Origin of the sequence: Pseudomonas sp. DL (genome assembly GCF_047199225.1) — a bacterium.
Lineage (GTDB): Bacteria > Pseudomonadota > Gammaproteobacteria > Pseudomonadales > Pseudomonadaceae > Pseudomonas > Pseudomonas aeruginosa.
The window spans coordinates 2,997,378-3,010,412 of sequence record NZ_CP178323.1 but is presented as its reverse complement, the minus strand read 5'-3'; the positions used below and the strand labels follow the sequence as shown (position 1 = coordinate 3,010,412).

Sequence of the window (13,035 nt, the reverse complement as noted above, 5' to 3'; positions counted from 1 at the left end):
CGGCGTCTCAACTCCCCTGCAACGGCGCGCCGTCCTGGAAGAAATAGTCCTGCCAGGAGGCCGGCTTGTTGCGGATCGCACCGACCCGGTAGAGAAACTCCGCCAGCGGATAGGTGTTCTTCGGCGTGACGCTGAACTCCACCTGCGGATTGGCGATGATCTTCAGCAGCGCGGCTCGGTCGATCTTCGCCCCGGTCACCCGGATATAGGTATCGGCGGCGGCCGCCTTGTCGTTCTGGGCGAAGGCCGCCGCTTCCTTCAGCGCCTCGACGAAGGCCCGGTAGGTCTTCGGGTTGTCCTGGCGGAACTTCTCCGTGGCGAACAGCACGGTCGGCGAATTCGGCCCCAGCAGCTCGTAGCTGTCGAGCACCACGTGGACCTTCGGGTTGGCCAGCGCCTGGTCCTGGAACGGCGGGTTGGAGAAATGCCCGGTCAGCTCGGTGCCGCCGGCCACCAGCGCGGCGGTGGCGTCCGGATGCGGCAGCGCCACGGTGTACTTGTCGAGGCGGTCGAACTGCTTGTCGCCCCACTGCTTCGCCGCGGCGTACTGGAGGAAGCGCGACTGCACTGAAACCCCCACCGCCGGCACGGCGATGCGATCCCCGGCGCCGAAGTCGGCGATGCTCCTGACCCGCGGGTCGTTGCTCAGCAGGTAGTAGGGGAAGTTGCCCAGCGAAGCCACCGCCTTGACGTTCTGGCGCCCGCGGGTACGGTCCCAGATGGTCAGCAGCGGACCGACGCCGGCACCGGCGATATCGATCGCCCCGGACAGCAGCGCATCGTTGACCGCCGCGCCGCCGGACAGTTGGGTCCAGTCGACCTTGATTTGCAGGCCCTCGACCTGGCCGTGCTTTTCGATCAGGCGCTGGTCGCGGACCACGTTGAGCAGCAGGTAGACGATGCCGAACTGCTCGGCGATGCGGATCTCGCCCTCGGCCTGCGCCGGCCGGCTGGCCAGCAGCGTGGTGGCGAGGCTCAGGCCCAGGCCGAGCGCGGCGACCAGGCGGGTGAAACGGGGAATGCGGTTCATGGAAACGCTCCTGGCGAAGAAGGGGAAGCGCGCACCGTCGTCAGAACGGCGCGTCGCCCTGGATGGTGGTGCGGTAGAGCTTGCGCCGCAGGTGGGCCGGGCAACCGCCAGCGAGATGGATCAGCGAGCGGTTGTCCCAGAACACCAGGTCATGCGCCTGCCAGCGATGCCGGTAGATGTGCTCGGGGCGCACGCTGTGCGCATACAGCTCGGCGAGCAGTTGGGCGCTCTCGTCGGCCGGCAGGCCGACGATGCGGGTGGTGAAACCTTCGCTGACGAACAGCCCCTTGCGCCCGCTTTCCGGGTGGGTGCGCACGATCGGATGGACCACTTCGCGCACCTCGGCGAGCTGGGCGGCGCTCAGGGTCGGCCGCCAGTTGCCCTCGAAGCGCGGTTCGCTGTAGCGGGCGGTATAGGAATGCGCCGCCGTGCGTCCCTCGATGGCCTTGCGCAGGGCTTCCGGCAGGCTGTCCCAGGCCTTGTGCATGTCGGCGAACAGAGTATCGCCGCCCTCCTCCGGCAGCTCCTGGGCATGCAGCATCGAGCCGAGGCTCGGCAGCTCCTTATAGGAAAGGTCGGAGTGCCAGAACTTGCCGGCATCGCCGAGACCGATGGGCTGGCCGTTCTCGACGATGTTGGAAACGATGAGGATCTCCGGATGCCCTGGGAGCAGGAACTGCTTCAGCACATGGATCTGCAACTCACCGAAGCGCCGGCTGAAGGCGATCTGCTGCGCCGGGGTGATGCGCTGCTCGCGGAACACCAGCACATGGTGGTCCAGGTGCGCCCGGTGGATACGGCGGAAGTCCTCGGCGGCCAGGGGCAACCCGAGGTCGAGGCCGAGCACCTCGGCGCCGAATGCGGCATCGAGGGCACGAATCTGCAAAGGAACGTCGGCGCGCGCTGGCGCCGGAAGGGAAACGGACATCGCTGACTCCCACGCAAGCCCGGACACGCCAGGCACGAGATACCGCGCAAGGCGGCATGGATTCGGTGCGGCGCGCCGATTGGTCGGCAGGTACGCGAGAGCCTTTAATTTATTGGAATAAGAAAATTAATTTAAATATCTTTAAAGAATATAAATATGCTGCTCCGTACGGTTCGGCGTTCCTTGTAAGCACAAAAGTGAATTAATAAATAAAAACTTAGTATTTATGGCTCTAAGCGGCGAAGGGATAGTCTGGCTGCCATCGAACCCGCCGCCCGAGGAATGCCTCATGGACCGCACCGACAACGTCATCGATTTCGCCCGCTACCGCTCGCGCCGCCAGGCACGCCGCCTGGGCGAAATGATGTGGGCGGTGTACGCCTGGCGGGCCGGCTACGCCGTGCCGCAACCGCCAGCCAGGCACGACGAGCGCAGCCGCCGGGCCTGACCGATGAACCTGCCCGCCAGCGATGGCGTTGCCCACCTGGAACTGGCCGCCGGCGTGCATACCGAACCCGATGATCTGATTGGCCAGCGCGTCGCCCACAACCTGCTGCGCCTGCGCGGCAAGCGCAATCTCTCGCTGGACGCCCTGGCGCGGATTTCCGGTGTCAGCCGGGCGATGCTGGCGCAGATCGAGTCCGGGCGCAGCGTGCCGTCGATCAAGGTGCTGTGCAAGATCGCCCAGGGTCTCAAGGTGTCGGTGGCAGCCTTCCTCGACGATCGCGCCTTCGCCGGTGTCGCCGTGCTGCCGGCGCAACAGAGCAAGCGCCTGGTCAGCGCCGACGGCGCCTTCACCAGCCGCGCGCTGTTCCCCTTCGATGTGGCGCGCCAGGTGGAGTTCTACGAACTGCGCCTGCGCGGCCTCGGCCAGGAAGACGCCGAAGCCCACGCCCCCGGCACCCAGGAGAACCTGGTGGTGGCGCAGGGGGTACTGGAAGTGCGGGTCAACGAGGAGCGCTTCCTGCTCGCCACCGGCGACTCGATCCTGTTCTACGCCGACCAGCCGCACAGCTACCGCAACCCCGCCGATAGCGAAGCCCTGGCGTACCTGGTGATGACCTACCCGGAGCGCCTGGACTGACCCCCGGCCCTGCTGCCATGGACGAAGAAAGGCCCGCCCGGTCATCCCGGGCGGGCCTTTTCCATCCGGCGACGGATCAGCAGGTGCAGCACATCATCGGCATGCCGTTGCAACTCATCATCATCGGCATGCCGCACTCCATCATCTTCGCCATCAGCATGCAGCAGTTCTTGAACATCTCCATGTCCATGCCCTGCATCGGCATCATCCTGCAGTGCATGGCGTCGCCCTGCATGGAGCACTCCATCATGCACTTCATCGGAGCCATGCCCATCATCGGCATGCCCATCCCCATGCCCATCGTCGGCATCATCGCCATGCAGGCCTGGGACATGCCCATCATCGCCAGGTTGCCGCACTGCATCATCATGGGCATGCCGCAGTTCATCATCATCGCCATCATCTCGGCGCTGTTGCGGAACTGGCCCATGTCCATGCCCATCGCCGGCATCATCTTGCACAGCATGCCGTCGTCCATCGTTTCGCACTGCATGGTCGCCATCATCATCGGCATGCCCATCATGGGCATCATCGGCATGGCGGCATTCATGTTCATCGGCATCTGCATGGCATTCATCATGGCGGTAACTCCTGTAGGCGAAGCGGGGGTAGGTGCGAATGGGGCCGATTCTAGGCAGCGCCGACGCACCGGCAAGATGCCGGTGCAACAGCCGAGCCGGGCGCTGCATGGTGGCTAGCGGCGAGACAGCGAAGATGTTCGGCGCAATGACAGCGGATTCCGCTGCATGGCGGAGGAACGCATCGTCACGGCCGGTATTTCGACGCGATGGATATTCGAAACGGACCTATCCAAATAACCCAGGTGAATAAACGTTCTAAGACCCGCAGCCTTTTTCCCCTTGCCGGGCGCAGCCCCGTCTATTGCGCCGCTTTCCGGTGCTCGGGCGATGCCCTGCGGAAGTCGCGCGGGCCGACGCGGAAAGCGTGCGCGGCATTGCCCCAGGCCAGCACGGCGGCCAAGCCGATCAGCGGTAGCAGGGTCCAGGGCAGCATCTCGCTGCCCCAGCGCTGCAACACCATGCCACCCAACGCTCCGCCGCCGGCGATGGCCAGGTTCCAGGCCACCACGATCATCGATTGGGCCAGGTCGGCGCCCTCCCCGGCGGCGTCCGCCGAGGCGGTCTGCAGCAGCGTCGCCGCGCCACCGAACGTCAGCCCCCAGAGGGCCAGGCCGGCGAACGCCAGCCAGCTCCAGCGAGCGCCCAGGCACAGCGCCAGCGCCGCCACGGCGAACAGCGCCAGGCTGGCCAGGACCATCCGCCGCAGGTGCCGGTCGACCAGCACGCCGACCAGCCAGATTCCCGCCACCGCGGCGCTGCCGAATACCAGCAGGGCCAGGTCCACCGAGGCGCCCAGGCCGACCTTGGCGAGGAACGGCGCGATATAGGTGTAGAGGATGTTGTGCGCCAGCACCCAGGCGACGATCACCAGCAATACCGGACGCACGCCCGGCGTGCGCAGCACCCCGAGCAGGCGCAGGCGCCGCCCGGCCGGCTGGCCAGGGAAGTCCGGCACGCTGCGCAGCACCCAGCCGACCAGCAGCAGCGCGGTCAGCGACAACAGGCCGAAGGCCCAGCGCCAGCCGAGTAGGCCGCCCAGCCAGGTGCCCAGCGGAACGCCGAGCGACAGCGCCAGCGGCGCACCGAGCATGGCCACCGCCAGCGCCCGCCCCTGCTGCTCCGGCGGCACCAGGCGCCGCGCGTAGCCGGCCAGCAGGCCCCAGGCGAGGCCGGCGGCGACGCCGCTGCCGAAGCGCGCCAGCAGGGTCAGGCGGTAATCCGAGGAAACGGCGGTTAGGCTGTTGCAGACGAAGAAGATCAGCAGCGCCAGCAGCAGCACCCGGCGGCGCCGCCAGCCCTGGGTTAGGCTCGCCGCCGGCAGCGCGGCCAGTAGCGAACCCAAGGCGTAGACGCTGACCAGTTGCCCGGCCAGCGCCTCGCTGACCGCCAGCCCCGCGCCGATTTGCGGCAGCAGGCCGGCCGGCAGGGTTTCGCTGAGAATGGCGACGAAGCCGGACATCGCCATCGCCAGCAGCGCACTCAGCGGCAGCCGCGGCGCCACGGCCGACGCAGCGGCCCCGGCGTTCTCCGGAAATGCTTCGCGGCGTCCCATCAGCGCAGCTCCGCGGAACGGTAGACGGCGTCGCGCAGGTCGTTGACGAAGCGTCCCGACATGCCCTCGAACAGGGTGTTGGTAAGCGCCACCACCGACAGTTCGCGGGCCCGGTCGACGAACCAGGAATGCCCGTAGGCGCCACCCCAGCGCCAGGTGCCGGGAGCCTCCGGCGATTGCGCGATAGCCGGGTCGCGCAGCACGGAGAAACCCAGGCCGAAGCCGAAACCGGGATTGGCCGGCAGTTCCAGGCCGGGTACCTGGTCGCGGCCCATCTCCTCCACCAGGCCAGGCGTCAGCAACGGCGCGCCGCCCTGGCGAAGGATTTCCAAAAGGCGCAGCACGTCGCCGGCGCTGCCGATCATCCCCGCCCCGCCGGACGCATAGGCAGACGGTTCGAAAGCCCGACTCGGCTCGAAGCGAATGCCGACGCTGTCCTCGAACGGCGCCACGGTCTCCCGCCCGGCCATTCGGCGCGGGCGTGGCCGGTCGCTGACGTAGACCGCCGCCAGTCGGCACGCGTCGGCGCAGAGGAAGCCGCTGTCGCGCATGCCGGCTGGAATCCCGACCCGCTGCCGCAGCGCTTCCGCCAGCGGCCGCCCGTCGACCCGCTCCACCAGCGCGCCGAGCACGTCGGTGGCCAGCGAATAGCCCCAGGCGCGGCCGGGTTCGTAGAGCAAGGGCACGGAGGCCAGGCGACGGAGATTCTCGGCCAGGTCGAAACCCGGCAGGTCCATGCCATCGGAAATCCCGGCGCGGGCATAGGGGCCGTCTGCGTCGGCTTCGAGGAAGCGATAGCCGAGGCCGGCGCTGTGGCTCAGCAACTGCCGCGGCGTGATGCGCGCCTCGCGGCCGTCGGCCAGGCGCGGACGGAACGCCGGCAACCAGTCGGCAATCGGCTCATCGAGGGCCAGCCGGCCCTCGTCCACCAGGCTCAGGGCCGCGACGCTGACGATCGGCTTGCTCACCGAGGCCAGGCGGAACAGGCTGTCCTCGCCCATTATCCGGCCGGCTTCGCGGTCGGCCAGGCCGGCAGCCCGTCGATAGAGCCACTGCCCCCGGTGTGCCACCAGCACCACCGCCCCCACCAGGCGCTGGTCGGCGAATGCCGCCTCGATCACCTGATCGACATTTTCCGCCAGGCCGCAGCCTGGCTCTCGTTCGAAACTGGACATGCGGGACTCTCCGCAGATGAAGGATGCGGACAGGCTAAGAGCGCTGCAAAAGCGGAAAAAGACGGATAGAGTTCCGTTCTATCCGGACCGTTATGTCCGTAATCGGAGCCTTGCATGGACAGCCTCAGCGGTTTCACCGTCTTCGTCCGCGTCGCCGAGACCCGCAGCATCGTCGGCGCCGCCCGGACCCTCGGCGTCAGCGCCTCGGCGGTGGGCAAGCGGGTCGCCCGCCTGGAAGAGAAACTCGGCGTGCGCCTGTTCCACCGCAGCACCCGCAGCATCACCCTGACCGCCGAAGGCAGCCTGTTCCTCGAGCGCAGCCGGCGCATCCTGGCCGAGATCGAAGCCACCGAGCTGGAGCTGTCGCAAAGCCGCGAGACCCCGCGCGGGCGCCTGCGGGTCAGCCTGCCGCTGGTCAGCGGGCTGGTCCTGCCGACGCTCGCCGATTTCATGCAGGCCTATCCGGACATCGAGCTAGACCTCGACTTCAGCGATCGCGTGGTGGATGTCGTCGACGAAGGCTTCGACGTGGTCCTGCGCACCGGCCAGCCGGTGGATTCGCGGCTGTCCATGCGCGAACTGGGTGAGTTCCAGCTGAAGCTGGTCGGCTCGCCGGCCTACTTCGCCCGCCACGGCACACCGCGCTGCCCGGAAGACCTGCTGCGGCACACCTGCCTGCACTACCGCTTCCCCAATACCGGCCGCCTCGAGGAATGGCCGCTGCGCCGCGCGGACGGCGAAGCCCCGCCGCAGATCCCGGTGTCGATGGTCTGCAACAACATCGAGACCCGCGTCTGCTTCGCCCTGCGCGACCAGGGCATCGCCTGCCTGCCGGACTTCTCGATCCGCGAGGCGCTGCGCGAAGGGCGCCTGGTCAGCGTCCTCGACACCTTCTGCGAGCGCCGCGCGCGGTTCTTCCTGCTCTGGCCGTCCGGCCGCCAGGTCTCGCCCAAGCTGCGCGCCTTCATCGACTTCGTCGCGCCACGGGTGATCGCCACGCTGGGCTGAAGCGCGCCTGGCAGGGCCGGTCAAGCCGGCGGCAGACAGGAACAAGACCGCGGCGGCCACGGAGCGTCTAATAGGTACATCCACCCCTTGCCAGGCCGCATCCATGATCAACATCGAGACGCCGACCTACTACACGGCGACCAAGAAGTACGAATTGTCCTTCCCCTCCCTGGAAACCGACCTGGACGCCGACGTGGTGGTGATCGGCGGCGGCTTCTCCGGGATCAACACCGCGCTTGAGCTGGCCGAGCACGGCATCACCGACATCGTCGTGCTGGAGGCCCGCCACCTCGGCTTCGGCGGTACCGGGCGCAACGGCGGGCAGATCATGGCCGGCATCGGCCACGACCTGGAGAAGATCCGCAAGGATGTCGGCGAGGACGGCCTGCGGGCGATCTTCGAGATCAGCGACCTCGGCGCCGACATCATCAAGGGCCGTATCGAGAAGTACGCCATCGACGCCGACTTCTGCCACGGCTACGGCTACATGGGCTTCAACGCACGCCAGGCGAAGACCCTGCAGGCCTGGGAAAAGGAATTCCGGTCGCTCGGCTCGCCCCATGAGATCCGTTACCTGCACGGTGCCGAGGTGCGCCAGATCATCGGCTCGGACGCCTACGGCAGCGCCCTGCTGCACATGGGCGGCGGCCATGTGCACTCGCTCAACCTGCTGCTCGGCGAAGCCAAGGCACTGGCCGGCCTCGGCGCACGGATATTCGAATACAGCCCGGCGCTGGAGGTGCAATACGGCGAGCGCATCCGCGTGCGCACGGCCAAGGGCTCGGTCACCGCGAACAAGCTGCTCTGGGCCTGCGACAGCTTCCTCAACCGGCTCGAACCCGAGCTGCACCGCACCACCATCAATACCTACGCGTTCCAGATGATGACCGAGCCGCTGCCGGACGAACTGATCCAGCGGATCAGCCCGATCCGCGGCGCCTACAGCGACATCCGCCCGGTCATCGACTACTACCGGGTGACCAACGAGAACCGCCTGCTGTTCGGCGCCGCCACGCCCTTCGTCGAACGCATCCCCGGCGACCTCAAGGCCTGGAACCGCAAGCTGATGCTGAAGATCTTCCCCTACCTGGAGCACATCCGCATCGACCTCGCCTGGGGTGGGCCGATGGCTTGCAGCGCCAACCTGTTCCCGCAGATCGGCAGCCTCTCGGGGCGGCCCAACGCGTTCTTCGTCCAGGGTTATTCCGGGTTCGGCGTGACCCCCAGCCACATCGTCTGCAAGGTCCTCGCCGAAGGCATGAGCGAAGGCTCGGCGCGCTACGACCTGCTCAGCTCGGTGCGCCGCATCCCGATCCACGGCAAGGACCACTTCCGCCCGCTGCTGCTCAGCGCGGGCAAGACCTGGCACCAGCTCTCCGGCTACTGGAACGGCCGGCGCTGAAACCTACCGATCACTCTACAAGGAGCATTCCCATGGCCATTACCGTTATCCGCCACGGCATCACCCTCGACGAACTGGACGCCTGGGGCAGCGTCGCCGACCTCGGCTCGGAGATCCTCGAAGGCGAGGTGAAAGCCTTCGGCAAGATGACCGCAGGAGCCCCCACCGACCCGGTCAGCGCCGCCTACTTCGGCACCACCGCCGGCAAGTTCCGCATGACCTATCCGTTCAGCGAACAGGCCACGGTGGTCAGCGGCGAGGTCCGCCTCACCGACGAGTCCACCGGCCAGAGCACGCTCTACAAGGCCGGCGACAGCTGGTTCGTCAGCAAGGGCACCCCGGTGCTCTGGGAGGTTGCCGACGGCGGCTTCGTCAAGCATTACTACGCGGTGGCTTGAGACACCGGCGTAACGGCGAGCCATTACGCCCGGAGGCGCTGCCAGCCCTCGACACGCCCCCGTAGGGCGAATAACCGCTCGCGGTTATCCGCCGTGAAATCCGGCGTAACGGCGGATAGCGCCTGCGGCGCTATTCGCCCTACTCGGCAAGCCGTTCCGCCCGGAGGCGCTGCCCAGCCCTCGACATGTCCCCGTAGGGCGAATAACCGCTCGCGGTTATCCGCCGTGAAACCCGGCGTAACGGCGGATAGCGCCTGCGGCGCTATTCGCCCTACTCGGCAAGCCGTTCCGCCCGGAGGCGCTGCCCAACCCTCGACATGTCCCCGTAGGGCGAATAACCGCTCGCGGTTATCCGCCGTGAAACCCGGCGTAACGGCGGATAGCGCCTGCGGCGCTATCCGCCCTACCCGGCAAGCCGTTACGCCCGGCGGCGCTGCCCAGCCCTCGACATGTCCCTGAACGGCCGCACCGTCGGGCCGCGGGTTCAGGTGCTCTCCCGCGCCATCAGCTCGAACCCCATGTCCAGCGCGCTATCGCGCACCTCCTTGCCGGCGATCAGCGCCAGCAACTGCTCCGCCGCGCGCCGGCCGATGGCTTCGCGCGGGGTGCGGATGCTGCTCAGGCGCGGGACCGTGCAGTCCGAACCCGGCAGGTCGTTGAAACCGAGCACGGCGATCTGTTCCGGCACCTTGACCCCACGGCGCAGGGCCTCCAGCAGCGCGCCCTGGGCCAGGTCGTCGTTGCAGAAGAACACCCCGTCGACCTGCGGCTGGCTGGCCAGCAACTGCACGAAGAGTTCGCCGCCGAGGGCCACCGAGGACGGCCGCGGCGTAAGGATTTCCAGCCCCGGGTCGTAGCAGCCGGCCTTTTGCAAGGCGCGGCGGAACCCCTCGCCGCGCAGCAGGGTGCGCTGGTCGAGCTGGGCGCCGATGTAGGCCAGGCGCCTGCGGCCGCGTGCCAGCAGGTGCTCGGCGGCGGCCTCGCCGGCGCGCAACTGGGAGAAGCCGACGCAATTGAGCCCGGAGCCGGAGTCCAGGTCCATCATGTACACGCAGGGAATGCCGCTGGCCTCGATCATCCGCCGGGCGCTCTCGGTGCGCTCGAAGCCGGTCAGCAGCAGGCCGCGTGGCTGGTAGGCCAGGTAGTTGCGGATCAGGTCCTCTTCCTCGTTGCGCGAGTAGTGGAAGTTGCCGATCAGCACTTCCAGGCCCTGCGGCCGCAGTACCGCGTGGATCGCCTCGAGGGTCTCGATGAACAGCAGGTTGGCCAGCGACGGCACCAGCACCGCCACGCTGTGGCTTTGCGCCGAGGCCAGCGCGCGCGCCGCGGGGTTGGCCACGTAGCCGAGTTCGCGGGCGGCGTCGCGGACCTTCTGCGCCAGTTCTTCGGCGACGCTGGCGACGCCGCGCAACGCGCGCGACGCGGTGATCGGGCTGACCCCGGCGCGGCGCGCGACTTCGTTGAGGGTGGGACGTCCGGTGGTTCGCGTGTTCTTGTCGTTCTTGGTGATGCTCATCGTGGCCTGCTTGCCAAACAAAATTCCAGGCACTAAGGTAGCGCTGTCTCGCGATCTGGGCAATCGCCTGAGGCGGCCTGTCCGCCACTGCCCGCGCGGGATTCGACAGACCACAACGACAAGAAGGCGGAGCCAGGCTCGCGCGATTTTTTCCAGGTCGCAAAGACAGCGCTGTCTCACGCTTGAGGTGTTCCATGCATCCACCCCTCCAAGCCCTGGTCATCATGGGTGTCGCCGGTTGCGGCAAGTCCAGCGTCAGCCAGGCCCTTTGCCAGCGCAGCGGCGCCCACGGCATCGAAGGCGACAGCTTCCATCCCGCCGCCAACATCCGCAAGATGAGCGCCGGCATTCCCCTCACCGACGACGACCGCGCCGGCTGGCTGGACACCCTCGCCGAGCAGCTGCGCCAGGCGGTGGCCGCCGGCAAGCTGCCGGTACTGACCTGTTCCGCCCTCAAGCGCGCCTACCGCGACCGGTTGCGCCGCGCGGTGCCCGGCCTCGGCATCGTCTACCTGGAACTGACCCCGGCGGTCGCCGCCGAGCGCGTCGCCCAGCGCCCCGGCCACTTCATGCCGGCGACCCTGATCGACAGCCAGTTCGCCGCCCTCGAGCCGCCGCTCGACGAACCCCTGACCCTGCGCCTGGACGCCACCCTGCCGGTGGAATGCCTGGCGCAGGCCGCCCACGCCTGGTGGCTGGAGCACGCCGCCGCCTGAAGTCTTTCGCTTGTCCGACAAAGATAGCGCTACCCCGAAAAAGCGCTTCAATGAAACAGCAACTCCGGTAGAACAACGACAAAAGGAGAGCCCTCCATGTTCGGCATGTCACACGATGCCTACCTGCTCCTCGACGCCCTGGTGACCATCATCGGCCTGATCGTGCTGATCACCCGCTTCAAGGTGCATCCCTTCATCGCCCTGATCATCGCCGCCGGCTTCCTCGGCCTGACCTCGGGGATGCCGGTGGAGAAGATCGTCAAATCCTTCCAGGACGGCTTCGGCGGCGTGCTCGGCTTCGTCGGCGTGATCCTCGCCCTGGGCACCATGCTCGGCAAGCTGATGGCCGATTCCGGCGGCGCCGACCAGATCGCCCGCACCCTGATCCGCGCCTTCGGCAAGGAGCGGGTGCACTGGTCGATGATGCTCGCCGCGTTCCTGGTGGGCATCCCGCTGTTCTTCGAGATCGGCTTCATCCTGCTGATCCCGCTGGTGTTCATCGTCGCCCGGCGCAGCGGCGTGTCCCTGATCAAGATCGGCATCCCGTTGCTCGCCGGCCTTTCCGCGGTGCACGGTCTGGTGCCGCCGCATCCCGGCCCGCTGCTGGCGATCGGCGTGTTCGGCGCCGACATCGGCAAGACCATCCTCTACGGCCTGATCGTCGCCCTGCCCACCGCCGCCATCGCCGGCCCGCTGTTCGGCGCGCTGGTCTCGCGCTACATACCCGGCACGCCATCGGCGGAACTGGTCGAGCAGATCGCCCACGAGCCCGAGACCCAGGACCTGCCCAGCTTCGGCGTGACCCTGGCGACCGTGCTGCTGCCGGTGTTCCTGATGCTGCTGAAGACCTTCGCCGACGTCGCCTTCCCCGATGGCCACGCGTTCCGCGCCTGGATGGACATGATCGGCCATCCGATCAGCGCCCTGCTCCTGGCCCTGCTGGTGGCGCTCTATACCTTCGGCTACGCCCGTGGCTTCGACTCGAAGAAGATCCTCAGGCTGCTCGACCAGAGCCTGGCACCGACCGCCGCCATCGTGATGATCATCGGCGCCGGCGGCGGCTTCAAGCAGATGCTGGTGGCCAGCGGGGTCGGCGACGTCATCGGCCATCTCGCGGTGAACGCGCAGATCTCGCCGATCCTGCTGGCCTGGCTGGTGGCCGCGGTGATCCGCATCGCCACCGGCTCGGCCACCGTCGCCACCATCACCGGGGCCGGCATCGTGGTGCCGGTGATCGACCTGATTCCCGGCGTCAACCGCGAGTTGCTGGTGCTCGCCACCGGCGCCGGCTCGCTGATCCTCTCCCATGTCAACGACGCCGGGTTCTGGCTGGTCAAGCAGTACTTCAACATGAGCGTCAGCGAGACCTTCAAGACCTGGACCGCGATGGAGACCATCCTCTCCGTGGTCGGCCTGGTCTTCATCCTGTTGCTGTCGCTGGTGCTCTGAGCACCAGCCCGACCGGAGTTCAGCCATGACCGAACCAATGCAACGCCCCGACCACGAAGCCTCGCGCTGGCCGCGCGACTTCGATATCCGCCAGCGCTATGCCGAGCAGCAGGAACTGCTTGAGCCACCGCCGGCGCGGCCCCGCGAAGAGCCTACCGCCGACGCCTGAAGCCAGCCGGCGCCATGCCTTTGCTCC

Annotated in this window: 14 protein-coding genes; 8 read left to right on the top strand and 6 right to left on the bottom strand. The window is 67.7% G+C overall.

What is annotated here, in order from left to right; genetic code table 11:
- Positions 1 to 7: 7 nt before the first annotated feature.
- Entirely contained in the window at positions 8 to 1,030 is a 1,023-nt protein-coding gene (locus ACI766_RS14015; RefSeq protein ID WP_023104360.1) for an ABC transporter substrate-binding protein, read from the bottom strand.
- 40 nt (positions 1,031 to 1,070) lie between these two features.
- Complete coding sequence (locus ACI766_RS14010) at positions 1,071 to 1,958, bottom strand: TauD/TfdA dioxygenase family protein (RefSeq protein ID WP_003124614.1); 888 nt, start codon at positions 1,956 to 1,958, stop codon at positions 1,071 to 1,073.
- A 289-nt stretch (positions 1,959 to 2,247) separates the two neighbouring features.
- Between ACI766_RS14010 and ACI766_RS14005 the strand changes: the two genes are divergently transcribed.
- Both ACI766_RS14005 and ACI766_RS14000 read left to right on the top strand, forming a co-directional pair.
- Entirely contained in the window at positions 2,248 to 2,406 is a 159-nt protein-coding gene (locus ACI766_RS14005; protein WP_003089396.1) for a hypothetical protein, read from the top strand.
- Between the two features lie 54 nt (positions 2,407 to 2,460).
- Positions 2,461 to 3,042, top strand: a complete 582-nt coding sequence (locus tag ACI766_RS14000; protein ID WP_003122724.1) for a helix-turn-helix domain-containing protein — start codon at positions 2,461 to 2,463, stop codon at positions 3,040 to 3,042.
- A gap of 76 nt (positions 3,043 to 3,118) precedes the next feature.
- Here ACI766_RS14000 and ACI766_RS13995 read toward each other — a convergent pair whose 3' ends face one another.
- The 3 genes from ACI766_RS13995 to ACI766_RS13985 form a co-directional block, all read right to left on the bottom strand.
- Positions 3,119 to 3,622 (bottom strand): hypothetical protein, encoded by a 504-nt coding sequence (locus ACI766_RS13995; protein WP_003113089.1) that lies wholly within the window; start codon positions 3,620 to 3,622, stop codon positions 3,119 to 3,121.
- Positions 3,623 to 3,921: 299 nt separating this feature from the next.
- Positions 3,922 to 5,175: an MFS transporter gene (locus tag ACI766_RS13990; protein ID WP_003450896.1), complete on the bottom strand. Its 1,254-nt coding sequence runs from the start codon at positions 5,173 to 5,175 to the stop codon at positions 3,922 to 3,924.
- The gene (locus ACI766_RS13985; protein WP_003122721.1) at positions 5,175 to 6,350 is read right to left on the bottom strand and encodes a serine hydrolase domain-containing protein; all 1,176 of its coding nucleotides are present in this window, start codon (positions 6,348 to 6,350) and stop codon (positions 5,175 to 5,177) included. The genes ACI766_RS13990 and ACI766_RS13985 overlap by 1 nt, the downstream gene beginning before the upstream one ends.
- Before the next feature lie 114 nt (positions 6,351 to 6,464).
- Between ACI766_RS13985 and ACI766_RS13980 the strand changes: the two genes are divergently transcribed.
- From ACI766_RS13980 to ACI766_RS13970, 3 genes are all read left to right on the top strand, one after another.
- Positions 6,465 to 7,358 (top strand): LysR family transcriptional regulator, encoded by an 894-nt coding sequence (locus ACI766_RS13980; protein WP_003117841.1) that lies wholly within the window; start codon positions 6,465 to 6,467, stop codon positions 7,356 to 7,358.
- A 103-nt stretch (positions 7,359 to 7,461) separates the two neighbouring features.
- Entirely contained in the window at positions 7,462 to 8,760 is a 1,299-nt protein-coding gene (locus tag ACI766_RS13975) for an NAD(P)/FAD-dependent oxidoreductase (RefSeq protein ID WP_003122720.1), read from the top strand.
- A gap of 32 nt (positions 8,761 to 8,792) precedes the next feature.
- On the top strand, positions 8,793 to 9,158 hold the full coding sequence (locus tag ACI766_RS13970) for a cupin domain-containing protein (RefSeq protein WP_003089408.1): 366 nt from the start codon (positions 8,793 to 8,795) through the stop codon (positions 9,156 to 9,158).
- 484 nt (positions 9,159 to 9,642) lie between these two features.
- Here ACI766_RS13970 and gntR read toward each other — a convergent pair whose 3' ends face one another.
- Complete coding sequence (gene gntR, locus ACI766_RS13965) at positions 9,643 to 10,674, bottom strand: LacI family DNA-binding transcriptional regulator GntR (protein WP_003107131.1); 1,032 nt, start codon at positions 10,672 to 10,674, stop codon at positions 9,643 to 9,645.
- Between the two features lie 194 nt (positions 10,675 to 10,868).
- Between gntR and ACI766_RS13960 the strand changes: the two genes are divergently transcribed.
- From ACI766_RS13960 to ACI766_RS13950, 3 genes are all read left to right on the top strand, one after another.
- Positions 10,869 to 11,390, top strand: coding sequence for a gluconokinase, GntK/IdnK-type (locus ACI766_RS13960; RefSeq protein WP_003107130.1), 522 nt, complete (start codon positions 10,869 to 10,871; stop codon positions 11,388 to 11,390).
- 96 nt (positions 11,391 to 11,486) lie between these two features.
- Positions 11,487 to 12,839, top strand: a complete 1,353-nt coding sequence (locus ACI766_RS13955) for a GntP family permease (protein WP_003107128.1) — start codon at positions 11,487 to 11,489, stop codon at positions 12,837 to 12,839.
- A 25-nt stretch (positions 12,840 to 12,864) separates the two neighbouring features.
- Positions 12,865 to 13,008, top strand: coding sequence for a hypothetical protein (locus tag ACI766_RS13950; RefSeq protein ID WP_003089416.1), 144 nt, complete (start codon positions 12,865 to 12,867; stop codon positions 13,006 to 13,008).
- Positions 13,009 to 13,035: the final 27 nt, after the last annotated feature.